This window comes from Roseburia sp. TF10-5, from assembly GCF_003462365.1.
Taxonomy (GTDB): domain Bacteria; phylum Bacillota; class Clostridia; order Lachnospirales; family Lachnospiraceae; genus Roseburia; species Roseburia faecis.
In genome coordinates this window covers 149,962-162,315 of sequence record NZ_QTYW01000005.1, presented here as the reverse complement: position 1 = coordinate 162,315, position 12,354 = coordinate 149,962, and the positions used below count along the sequence as shown (strand labels likewise).

Genomic DNA, 12,354 nt, shown 5'->3' with positions numbered 1-12,354 from the left:
AATGAAAAACGAAAAAAACCGAAATATCATTCAAAAGGAGGAAAAAATGGGAGAGAGAAGGTTTTCAACAAAGAACCGTTTTGTAAGTTTTTTACTTGCAATTGCGATGGTTCTGACACTTTTACCGATTGGGGCGGTACAGGCAAAAGCAGAAGATGCAACGGTAAAATTGTATTTTGAGTTGCCGGATGGAACAACAGTAACGGATTGGGGCGTAAATGTTTGGTCTGCTGCTAAAGTTTCTAAAGGGGATACAGAGAACGCATTCCGTCCAAAAACTTGGGGAACAACAGGCGATAAATATCCAACATTATTAGCTGATCAAACAAATAAAGGATGGGGATATGTCGAAATATCTGGGACTATAGATGGCTTGCAGTTTGTTAATACAGATGGTAAAGAATACAAATGCTGGAATGCTCAAATTGCAAATGAAGGACATAAAGAAGCATATTTTGATCCTTCAGTGGAAAAATGGTATACAAGTACTGAAAAAACAACAGAAATTAAAGCTGCTGAAATTAAAAATACATTTACACTTGCAGGAGATTCCGAATTGACTGGAAATAGCAAATGGGATGCAAATGATACAAGAAATGTATTGATGCAGGATGATTCAAATGAAAATAAGTTCAGTATTACTTTTCATAATGTTGCAAAAGGTACATATTCATATAAGATTTTACAGGATCCTAAGAATTGTGGCTGGGATAAACCTTGGGGATATGGAACTGGTAGTGATGGTAACCGCAGCGTAACAGTCGAAGCACCTTCAGATGTTACGTTTACCATTGATCTTACAGATGCATCAAAAAATGTAGAGGTTATCCAGAAAAAGTTAAAGAAACTTGTAGTTGATAATGGAAATATTTCAAAGGGAAAAGCAAAAGAATTAAAAATATCTGCAAAGTATTATGATGGCACTTCAGCTGATGCAAATGATGTTAATGTTTCTTATAGGTTAAAAGAAGAAATAGCGGGAGTAACATTGAAAGACAATACGCTTTCTGTTGCAAAAGACACGTCTTTGACGGAAGTGACGGTTATTGTTTCTTATGGTGATTTCGAACAGGAACTGACAATTCCAGTTGTAGAAAAGCAGTATCAGGTAACCATAAATATGTATTCTCAGGATTTGGAAATGAAGCCTGAGGTATCGGACATTTACATTTTTGAGAATGGCGGGGATAACAATACGACCGTTACTTTAGATAAAACGGTAGAAGATGCAGAAAATAATGTAACATGGGTACAGGGAACAGTTACGGTGCCATACAATTCACTTGGAATTATTGCTAGAGATCAAGCTGGATCTTGGGATGGTGGAAAAGATGGCAATCAATATTATGTTATTGATGAGAATACTTCAGAAGTAACCTTATGGTATGTGTATGGAAAAACACCTGTCACAAAAAAACCTACCATTACCAAAGAAGATCCAAGATATTTTTATCTGGAATATGAAAATGATACTTTAACAACCATTCCGGAGTTTTATTCGTGGACTACTGGTTTTGCGGCAGAATTGAAAAAATTTGAATCCGCAGGAGCTGGAAAATGGAAAATTAAGGTTCCGGTAAAGTCAAGCTGTACAAAAGTTGATTTCGTTATTGCAGTGGATTCTTCCGGTTCTGACTGGGTCAAGGATGGTGGAGATCATTCTATTGCATTTCCAGAGGATCAGAATGTTGTATGTGCGAACATGAAACAGGGCGAAGAACCTGTATTGAGTGCTCCATACAATAAGGGATATGAAGTCCTTCCAAAAGAAAATAAGATTGCATTTTATTATCGGGATGATAACGCCTTAATTGATGATAAGCTTGCAGATATGAAGGTATCTGTAGATATCAATGGTACGGAATATGAAATGACTTATAATGCTGGGAATAAGCGTTTTGAGTATAACTATAACAAACTGGAAAGCGGACGTACATATTATCGTTATAAAGTCGGGGATGAATATATTTTAGACAAATATAACGATAAGCAGGAACAAAAAGAGGGAAACGATTATTCTTATATTGAGTATTATAAGCTGAATGCCACTATTCAGGCAGAGGTAATGAATGCATCATTTAATTATAATGAGAATAATGTCGTAAAATTTACTGTAAATCAGGATGAGAATGATACAAAGAAGATGGAAGTTGCATCTGCAAGTATTGATGTTTCTTCTTTAGGTGGAAGCAGTACATTGGCAATTGTACCGGATTTGCAGGCGGTAACAATATCAGCCACAACAGATACTTCGCTAGGTAAGAAAACATTGCCAATTGTTGTAACAGATCAGTATGGAAATGAGTATTCAACAAGTGTACAGGTTGAAGTGACTGCTCGAACCAAGAAAAATGCGAAAGATTTTGATTGGGATGAATCCGTTATTTATTTTATGGTAACGGACCGCTTCTTTGATGGAAATGAATCAAACAATACAGCAAGCGGAGCACAGACTTACGGAAAGGATAATGCAGGTCTGTATCATGGTGGTGATTTCGCAGGAATTACACAAAAGTTAGATTATTTAGAGGATTTGGGAATTAATACAATCTGGATTACTCCTATTGTAGAAAATATTCCGGGAGTTACGGTAACTGACACGGGAAAAGAAGATGTTCCGTACAATGCTGCATACCATGGATATTGGGCAAGCGATTTTAAAAAACTGAACCCAACGCTTGGAACAGAAGAAGAATTCCAGACATTGATCGACCAGGCACATAACCGCGGTATTCGTATTATGGTAGATATTGTGGTCAATCATGCAGGATATGATACGGATTTTGGTGATATGATCCGAAGCGGAGACGATATTGTATCTGGAAGTGATCAGAAAGATTCCTTAAGCAATTTACCAGATTTTAGAACAGAAGATCCTGCAGTCAGCGCGCAGCTTGTAAAGTGGCAGACACAGTGGGTAAAGGATTTTGGTATCGACTATTTCCGTGTTGATACAGTTAAACATGTGGAAAATGATACCTGGGCGGAATTAAAGAATGCTCTGACGGAAGTAGATTCAGATTTTAAGATGATTGGAGAGTATGCAGGAGGAGGCTATGCTTCTAATGGCAATACTTTAGGAACCGGAGAAATGGATTCGGATCTGGATTTTGATTTTAATGATCAGGCAACTAATTTTGTAAAGGGAAATATTTCTTCCGTAGAAAGTTTCCTGACATCCAGAAATAGTGTATTAAACAATACATATATGACAGGTCAGTTCCTTGGAAGTCATGACGAGGATGGATTTAAGAAGAAACTTTTGGATGGTGGAATGGCTGAAGATGCAGCAACTGCGGCATCCATGGTAGCCGCAAGCCTGCAGATTACTGCAAAAGGACAGCCGGTTATTTACTATGGGGAAGAGATCGGTCTGACGGGATTAAATAATTATCCATATCAGACAAACCGTTATGATTTTGACTGGACAATGGTAAACAGTGACAATAAGACCTATCAGCATTATAAGAAGATGCTTTCTATCCGTAATGCATATACAGATGTATTTGCAAGAGGAGACAGAAAAACAATTTTAGCATCTGATGAAAATGGTTATGATATTGTATCCAGAAGCTACAAAGGAACCAAATTATATGTTGGTTTAAATATCAAAGATGTTGCACAGACTGTAGAAATTCCGGTTAGTGAAAATAATGGAACTGTTTTGAAGGATCTGTATTCTGGAAAAACATATACGGTAAGTAACGGAAAGATTAAAGTGATCATTCCAGCGGCAACAGATGGTGGTACCGTTGTTCTGAAAAATAATTCAAGTACAAACGGCGGATCTACCGGTGGAAGTTCCTCCAGCGGAAGCACAACAACCGAAACCAAGCCTTCTGAAGATACCAAAAAGGATGCAACAACGACAGAGAGCGTTATTCCTGCAGAAAAACTTCCGGAAGGAACGACTGCAACCGTAACAGTCACAAAGGATGCAAGCGGAAAAGTAACCGCAGAGGCAGCAGTAGCAGCAACTGGAAAGACAAGCAAAACAGGCGTGAAAGCAACCGTAAATGCCGATGTGATCCAAGCTGTAACAGAAGCTGCCGGAACAAAAGACGTAACCATCACACAGGAAGTCAAGAAAGCAGATGGAACAACAGCATACACCTTACAGGTAAATGCAGCAGATGTCAAAGCAGGTGCAAAACTTGCCGTAATGAAGAAAGATGAAAAGACCGGGGAACTGGTTCTTGTAAACCAGAAAGCTTACAAGGTCGCAAAGGATGGTTCTGTCTCACTGACATTTAAGGGTGAGGGAACTTATGTCGTAAAGACACAGGCTGAGGTAAAGGCTGAGGCAAAGCAGATCGCAAAAACCGTTAAGCCAGCAAAGACCACAGTAAATGTTGCTGCAAAAAAGACAACCGTATTTAAATGGAACAAGAAGCTGAATATGGAAAACGTGGCAAAGATTACCTATAAGTCTTCCAAGAAGTCTGTGGTTTCCGTAAATAAAAATGGAAAGATTACCGGAAAGAAGAAAGGAACCGGAAAAGTGACCGCAGAGGTTACATTAAAAGACGGAACCAAGAAAACAGTAAAGATGAAGGTAAAGGTGAAATAAGCCAGAACCTTAAAACAATCGTTTTATACTCATTTTCTGCCATAGGGCTTACAGGGGGAAACCTCTGTAAGCCCTGATTTTATTAGACAACCGGGGGCTGCTGTGTTATACTCATTATGCTTTAGGAGGATGTAAAATGAAAAAAACATATGCAGTTATTACAGGGGCAAGCTCTGGAATTGGTATGGCATTTGCAAGACAGCTCGCGGCAGAAGGATACCGTCTGGTACTGGTTGCGCGACGGGAAAACCGGCTGCAGGCACTGGCGGAGGAATTGAAAAAAAGTGGGACGGAAAGCATGGTTATCACGGCAGATTTGTCCGAAAAAGAAGCGTGTTACCGTCTGATGCAGCAGCTGGAGCCGGTTCCGGTCGGAATATTGATCAACAATGCCGGTTTTGGGGATTGCGGCAGTTTTCTCGAGACAGATGCAGAGAAGGAAATGCAGATGATTGATGTGAATGTCAAGGCCATGCATCTTTTGATGAAACTGATGCTTCGCCGCATGGAAAAGCAGGAGGGCGGTTACATTTTAAATGTCGCTTCTTCGGCAGGACTGCTTCCGGCAGGCCCTTATATGGCCACCTATTATGCGACCAAAGCCTATATGGCGAGTCTGACGCGGGCAGTGGCGCTGGAACTGAAGCAGAGAGGCAGCCGGGTGTATGTAGGGGCATTGTGTCCGGGTCCGGTGAATACGGAATTCAATGAAGTGGCAAATGTTGAATTTGCACTGGCCGGAATCACACCGGAGTATTGCGCCGGATATGCATTAAAGCAGATGAAAAGACGCAAAGTGCTCATTGTTCCGACGACTGAAATTAAGGCAGCAACGATATGCGGAAGATTTATTCCGCAAAATCTGCTGATTGCAATTACTGCACATCAGCAGAAGAAAAAGCTGAAAGCAGAGGACATATAAAATGGAAGAAATTAAAATAGGCTCTCATGTGGGAATGGCAGGAAAAGAGATGTTTCTGGCATCCGTGAAGGAAGCGGAGCGTTATGGGGCAAATGTGCTGATGCTCTACACAGGGGCACCGCAGAATACCCGGAGAAAAGAAATCAAAGACTTAAATATTGAGGCGGGCTGGGAGTATGCCACAAAGGCTGGAATCCGGGAAATCGTGGTTCATGCACCGTATATCATCAATCTTGCCAATACGGTAAAGCCGGAGACATTTGAGCTTGCTGTGGAATTTTTGGAAAAAGAGATCCGGCGCACGGCTGCCATGCGCAGTAAAATTCTGGTACTGCATCCGGGATCTGCATTAGACGCGGGGGCGGAGGCAGGAATTGCACAGACTGTCCGGGGACTGAATATGGTGCTTGATGCCAACGGGGATGATGTGTTTATTGCGTTGGAAACGATGGCAGGAAAAGGCAGCGAGATTGGAAGAACGTTTGAAGAGATCAGGGCAATCTATGACGGAGTGCACAAAAAGGAACGGTTGAGAGTCTGTTTTGATACCTGTCATGTAAACGATGCCGGCTATGATCTGGTGCATGATTATGAAGGCGTGTTCGAGACTTTTGATCAGGTGATCGGGCTGGATCAGATTGCGGTTTTTCATATCAATGACAGTTTAAATCCTCTGGGAGCACATAAAGACCGTCATGCAAACATTGGAAAAGGAACCATTGGATTTGAGACATTGTACCGTCTGGTCCACGATCCGCGTTTTGTGGAAATTCCAAAGATTTTAGAGACACCGTGGCTTTGTGCCGAGGGAGAGACCAAAAAGACGATTCCGCCATACAAAGAAGAGATTGCACAGCTTCTTGCAAAATAATAAAGAGGAGAAGGATTATGAATGTTAAACAACAGGGAATTTCCGGCTATTGGTTAAAGGTGATCGCCGTGGTTTCCATGCTGATTGATCACACGTCAGCCGTTATTTTAGAACAGATTCCGGGACTGGAAAATCCCGCATTTTTGATGCGCATCATTGGAAGAGCTGCGTTTCCGATTTACTGTTTTCTTCTGGTAGAGGGATTTTACCATACACGCAGCAGGGCAAAATATGCGGGGAGGCTTTTTTTGTTTGCCCTGATTTCCGAGGTTCCGTTTGACCTGGCATTCAGCAGGAGAATGTGGGATTTTTCCAGCAACAATGTCTTTTTTACTTTGCTGTTCGGACTTTTGGTGATCTGGGGTGTTGAAAAGATAAGGCAGAAGTTTGTGGCGGATGTTTACGGGGAAAAAGCAGCAGCCATCCGTGTGATTCTTATCATTGTGACAGTTGCAGCCGGGGGATTTCTGGCACTTCTTTTCCGTACAGATTACGATTTGTCGGGAATTGTGACAATTTTTGCAATTTACATGTTTTATCCGAAGAAAGTGAAGGGAATGGGTATCGGTGTTTTTGTTTTAACCCTGCTGGCAAGTATCATTGAAGCGGCGGCATTTCTGGATATGATACCGGTTTATTTTTACAATGGAACCAGGGGAAAACAGATGAAATATTTCTTTTATATATTCTATCCAGCACACCTGTTTCTTCTTGCTATGATCGCACGGGCAATGGGACTTTGGGCTTAATATTTTAAGAAGATGTTACGATTCTTATGAAATTCTTATCTTTTTCAGATACAGCTTGCGTTCCTGAAAAAGCGGGAGTACAATGCAGACGAAATGAAAGACAGATAGATAGGAATGGAGGTCTTGAATGATGAGACAAAAATCTTGGAATCAGTTTAAAAAAACAATGGCTGCCTCGACACTGGCAGGAGCGATCACTTTTACAGGGTGTGCGGTGATGCCTTCGGTTACAGCTTTTGCAGATACAACGGAACAGACCGGTCAGGTATCGTATGATAATGAAGTGATGCCGATCCATACGGACGTGCAGACGGAGGAAAAGCCGTTGATGAAGGGTACGTCATGTACGGTTTCAGATGGAAAGAACCTGTATTATGCGTTTGAAATGATGGGTGTGCGTATGGGAATTATGAAATACAACACCAAAACAGGCAAAAAGAGTGAGGTATATTCCTACAAAATAGGGAAAAACAAAAAGGGAAGCAATGGTTTTTCCCAGTTATCTGTGGATAAGAAATATATTTATGCAACCTGGGATCGTTACTATGGAACCGATGCAACAAAAGAATATATTTACCGGATCGCAAAAGACGGGAAATCCGCAAAGAAACTTGCGCTCGGACGTGACCCACAGCTGATAGATGGACGGATTTATTATCTGGCACTGAAAAGTAAAAGTGAAGATGGCATGAATTATTCGGAAGATACCGGAACCGTTATGAGCATGAAGACGGACGGAACGGATAAAAAGAAAGTAGCACAGATTGCAAACAGCGGAGATGCTTATAGGTATTCCCTGTTTCAAAGTGAGGGAAAGATTTACTATACCAAAGAAAACGAGAACAGGACATTTTATGATCTGGAGGGAAACAGTTATCAGAGAGGTTCCTTTGCTGTTAAGGATGAAAATTATCTGAGTGTTTCACTGGAAGCTGTCAATGATGGAACGTATACCTATAGTACGACAGGAAAGGATCGGTACATGCAGACGAAACTCTACCGGACAGATAACAGGACGGGAAAGAAAAACCTTGTGGCATCCTTTAAACTTGGCATTGAAAAATACTCGGTTTGTGGAAATTATGTATTCGTGGAAGCAAATGTTCCGTACAAGGGAGCTGATGTGACTGAGAAACTTGCGGTTTACTGCTATAAGGCAGATGGCAGCAACAAAGTAAAGCTTGCTTCCTGGTTTCCGGCAGAATAAAATCCGGGTAACAATCGAAAAAATAAAAGAAGCACCGCGACTGCGGTGCTTCTTTTATTCTGGGGATTTATTTATCCAGATCTTTTTTATCTACATTCTGCAGCATCATTGCACGAACTTTCAGAGGAAGTCCGAACAGTGTGATGAATCCGTCTGCATCGTGATGATCGTACTGATCACCGGTTGTGAAACTTGCCAGAGACTCACTGTAGAGAGAGTATGGAGAAGTTGTGCCGGCTTTGATGATGTTTCCTTTGTAGAGCTTGAATTTTACTTCACCGGTGACATACTTCTGGGTAGAAGTAACAAATGCCTGGATTGCTTCGCGAAGAGGAGTGAACCATTTTCCTTCGTATACAACATTGGCAAGGCGGTTGCCCATCTCTTTCTTTGCAGATAAGGTATCGCGGTCAAGAACCAGTTCTTCCAGCTGGTCATGTGCTTCCATCAGGATCGTTCCGCCAGGAGTCTCATATACACCACGGGATTTCATACCAACGACACGGTTTTCTACGATATCGATGATGCCGACACCGTGCTTTCCACCGAGACGGTTTAATTCACGGATGATATCGGAAACTTTCATTTCTTTTCCGTTTACCGTCTTTGGAACACCCTTTTCAAATGTCATGGTTACATATTCGCCTTCGTCCGGAGCTTTCTCAGGGGAAACACCAAGAACCAGAAGATGATCATAATTTGGCTCGTTTGCAGGATTCTCCAGCTCAAGTCCTTCATGGCTGATATGCCATAAGTTACGGTCACGGCTGTAACTTTGGTCTGTGCCGAATGGAAGATCGATTCCGTGTGCTTTGCAGTATGCGATCTCTGCCTCACGGGAATCCATCTGCCACTTGTCATCACGCCAAGGAGCAATGATTTTGATATCCGGAGCAAGTGCTTTGATACCAAGCTCGAAACGGATCTGGTCATTTCCTTTTCCGGTAGCACCGTGGCAGATTGCAACAGCGTTTTCTTTTCTGGCGATCTCTACCAGTTTCTTTGCGATACCAGGACGTGCCATGGCAGTACCTAATAAGTATTTGTGCTCATATACAGCACCAGCCTGTACACAAGGTACGATGTAATCGTCACAGAACTCATCTGTGATATCTTCGATATATAATTTAGAAGCGCCGGATAATTTGGCTCTTTCTTCCAGTCCGTCTAATTCTTCGCCCTGTCCGCAGTTGATACAGCAGCAGACAACCTCATAACCATAAGTCTCCTTTAACCAAGGGATAATAGCGGTAGTATCGAGTCCGCCGGAGTAAGCTAAAACAACTTTTTCTTTCATAAGATTGTATCCTTTCTTTCTATATGGAATTGTACGCTCTCGTACGACTAACCCTACTATACATCAATCCAAATGAAAACACAAGTGAAAAAATATACATAAAATTGCATAAATATACATAAATTTGTGAATATTTGCTATTTACGGATGGAAAAAGATGGACTATTATAGGATAGAATCATATTTTTAAAAGAAAGAAAAGGTAAGAAACATGGTAAAGGTAGGAATTATCGGAGCGACCGGTTATGCAGGAGCAGAACTGGTGCGTATTTTATTGAATCATAAAGAGGCACAGATCGAATGGTTTGGATCAAGAAGCTATATCGATGAAAATTATGCAGATATTTACAGAAACTTTTTTGAGCTTGTCGATGCAGACTGTCTGGGTGATAACATGGATGAGCTTGCTTCCCGCGTGGATGTGATTTTCACGGCAACACCACAGGGATTTCTGGCAGGTGTGCTGAATGAGGATATTTTAAATAAGGTAAAGATCATTGATCTGAGTGCGGATTTTCGAATCAAAGATGTTGCTACCTATGAAAAATGGTATAAGATTGAGCATAAAAGCCCACAGTTTATTAAGGAAGCCGTTTACGGACTCTGTGAGATTAACCGTGATAAGGTGACCACCCAGACCCGTCTGATTGCAAATCCGGGATGTTATACGACCTGTTCCATTCTGACAGCATATCCGCTGGTAAAAGAGGGACTGATTGATCCGGATACATTGATTATTGATGCAAAATCCGGTACTTCCGGAGCGGGACGTGGGGCAAAGACACCGAACCTGTTCTGCGAAGTGAACGAGAGCATGAAAGCATACGGTGTGACAACACACAGACATACACCGGAGATTGAGGAGCAGCTCGGCTATGCGGCAGGAAAAGAGATTACCGTGAATTTTACACCGCATCTGGTTCCGATGAACCGCGGAATTCTTGCGACAGAGTATGCAACCCTGATCAAAAAGCCGGATGGTACCTATCCTTCTTATGAGGAACTGAAGGCTGCTTACGATAAATATTATGCAAAGGAACGTTTCGTGCGTGTATTAAAGAAAGGTGTCTGCCCGGAGACCAAGTGGGTAGAGGGCAGCAATTACGTGGACGTAAACTTTGTCATTGATGAGCGTACCGGCAGAGTTGTGATGATGGGTGCACTGGACAATCTGGTCAAGGGTGCAGCCGGACAGGCCGTACAGAACATGAATCTGCTGTTCGGATTTGATGAGGCAGAAGGACTTTCCATGGTTCCGATGTTTCCATAATGAAAGGCATCTGTTTGATGCATTTCCTACGCTCATTGTTTCCGCGTAAGAGGAACTTTCATACAATGAGCTCTATAATGAGGTGAATAATGAGTAAAGAATATACAATCCGTGTGATGACACTGGAAGATTATGATGAGGTGTATGCGTTGTGGATGGGCATCCACGGTTTTGGAATCCGTTCCATCGATGATTCCAAAGAAGGCGTGGAGCGGTTTTTAAAAAGAAATCCGACCACGAGTATGGTAGCGGTAGCAGATGGAAAGATCGTGGGAGCCATTCTCTGCGGACATGACGGGAGACGCGGATGTCTGTATCATGTCTGTGTGCATGAAGATTACCGGAAGAACGGAATCGGAAAAGCCATGGCAGTCGCATGTATGCGCGCCCTGCAGGAAGAAAAAATCAATAAGGTCAGCCTGATCGCATTTAAGAGCAATGAGCTGGGAAATCATTTCTGGAAAGATGCCGGCTGGTGTTTCAGGGAAGACTTAAACTATTACGATTTTACATTGAACGAAGCAAATATTACGAGATTTAATCGGTAAGGAGAATGTTATGAGTGAGAATTTAAACGCATTGGAAAAAGCACAGGTGCTGATTGAGGCATTGCCTTATATCCAGCGTTTTAACCGCAAGATTATCGTTGTAAAATACGGTGGATCAGCGATGGTAGATGAGAAACTGAAAAAACAGGTCATCCAGGATGTCACCTTGTTAAAGCTGGTTGGATTCAAACCGATCATTGTGCATGGCGGTGGCAAGGAGATCAGCAAATGGGTTGCCAAAGCAGGAATGGAACCGGAATTTATCAATGGACTGCGTAAGACGGATGCGCCTACCATGGAGATTGCAGAGATGGTGTTAAACCGTGTCAACAAATCACTGGTATCCATGGTGCAGGAACTTGGGGTGCAGGCGGTCGGCATCAGTGGAAAAGACGGTGGTCTGTTAAAGGTGGAAAAGAAATTGTCGGATGGTCAGGACATCGGATATGTAGGAGAAGTAAAGGAAGTGAATCCAAAGATTCTGTATGATCTGCTGGAGAAAGATTTCCTTCCGATTATCTGCCCGATCGGTCTGGATGACAATTATGATACATATAATATCAATGCGGATGATGCGGCATGTGCGATTGCCCGTGCGGTTTCCGCAGAGAAACTGGCATTCTTAACCGATATCGAGGGAGTATACAAAGATCCGGAAGATCCGTCCACCCTGATTTCCGAACTTACGGTTTCCGATGCAGAAAAACTGATTACAGACGGATATATCGGAGGCGGTATGCTTCCGAAGCTGAATAACTGCATTGATGCCATTGAAAACGGAGTATCCCGTGTGCATATTCTCGATGGAAGAATCGCACATTGTCTGCTTTTGGAAATCTTCACCAATCGCGGAATCGGTACTGCAATTTTGGGTGATGAAGAACATCATTTTTACAATGAATAAGAGATAAGAGGTGTGG

At 42.2% G+C, this 12,354-nt stretch carries 9 protein-coding genes; 8 read left to right on the top strand and 1 reads right to left on the bottom strand.

Going from position 1 to position 12,354, the window contains the following annotated elements:
- Positions 1-46 precede the first annotated feature (46 nt).
- From DXD06_RS07195 to DXD06_RS07175, 5 genes are all read left to right on the top strand, one after another.
- Positions 47-4,570, top strand: a complete 4,524-nt coding sequence (locus DXD06_RS07195; RefSeq protein ID WP_243000909.1) for an alpha-amylase family glycosyl hydrolase — start codon at positions 47-49, stop codon at positions 4,568-4,570.
- A 136-nt stretch (positions 4,571-4,706) separates the two neighbouring features.
- The gene (locus tag DXD06_RS07190) at positions 4,707-5,492 is read left to right on the top strand and encodes an SDR family NAD(P)-dependent oxidoreductase (protein WP_117831187.1); all 786 of its coding nucleotides are present in this window, start codon (positions 4,707-4,709) and stop codon (positions 5,490-5,492) included.
- Position 5,493: 1 nt separating this feature from the next.
- Positions 5,494-6,363, top strand: coding sequence for a deoxyribonuclease IV (locus DXD06_RS07185; protein WP_117831186.1), 870 nt, complete (start codon positions 5,494-5,496; stop codon positions 6,361-6,363).
- Positions 6,364-6,380: 17 nt separating this feature from the next.
- Positions 6,381-7,112, top strand: coding sequence for a TraX family protein (locus DXD06_RS07180; RefSeq protein WP_117831185.1), 732 nt, complete (start codon positions 6,381-6,383; stop codon positions 7,110-7,112).
- Positions 7,113-7,239: 127 nt separating this feature from the next.
- Positions 7,240-8,319 (top strand): hypothetical protein, encoded by a 1,080-nt coding sequence (locus DXD06_RS07175; RefSeq protein ID WP_117831184.1) that lies wholly within the window; start codon positions 7,240-7,242, stop codon positions 8,317-8,319.
- 67 nt (positions 8,320-8,386) lie between these two features.
- Here DXD06_RS07175 and DXD06_RS07170 read toward each other — a convergent pair whose 3' ends face one another.
- Positions 8,387-9,616, bottom strand: a complete 1,230-nt coding sequence (locus tag DXD06_RS07170; RefSeq protein ID WP_022046408.1) for an argininosuccinate synthase — start codon at positions 9,614-9,616, stop codon at positions 8,387-8,389.
- 211 nt (positions 9,617-9,827) lie between these two features.
- Here DXD06_RS07170 and argC point away from each other — a divergent pair, with 211 nt between their 5' ends.
- The 3 genes from argC (at position 9,828) to argB (ending at position 12,338) form a co-directional block, all read left to right on the top strand.
- A complete protein-coding gene (argC, locus tag DXD06_RS07165) occupies positions 9,828-10,886 on the top strand; it encodes an N-acetyl-gamma-glutamyl-phosphate reductase (RefSeq protein ID WP_055262098.1) in 1,059 nt (352 codons plus the stop codon).
- An 89-nt stretch (positions 10,887-10,975) separates the two neighbouring features.
- Positions 10,976-11,434: a GNAT family N-acetyltransferase gene (locus tag DXD06_RS07160; protein ID WP_117831183.1), complete on the top strand. Its 459-nt coding sequence runs from the start codon at positions 10,976-10,978 to the stop codon at positions 11,432-11,434.
- 10 nt (positions 11,435-11,444) lie between these two features.
- Positions 11,445-12,338, top strand: coding sequence for an acetylglutamate kinase (gene argB, locus DXD06_RS07155; RefSeq protein WP_117831182.1), 894 nt, complete (start codon positions 11,445-11,447; stop codon positions 12,336-12,338).
- The last annotated feature ends 16 nt before the right edge of the window (positions 12,339-12,354 follow it).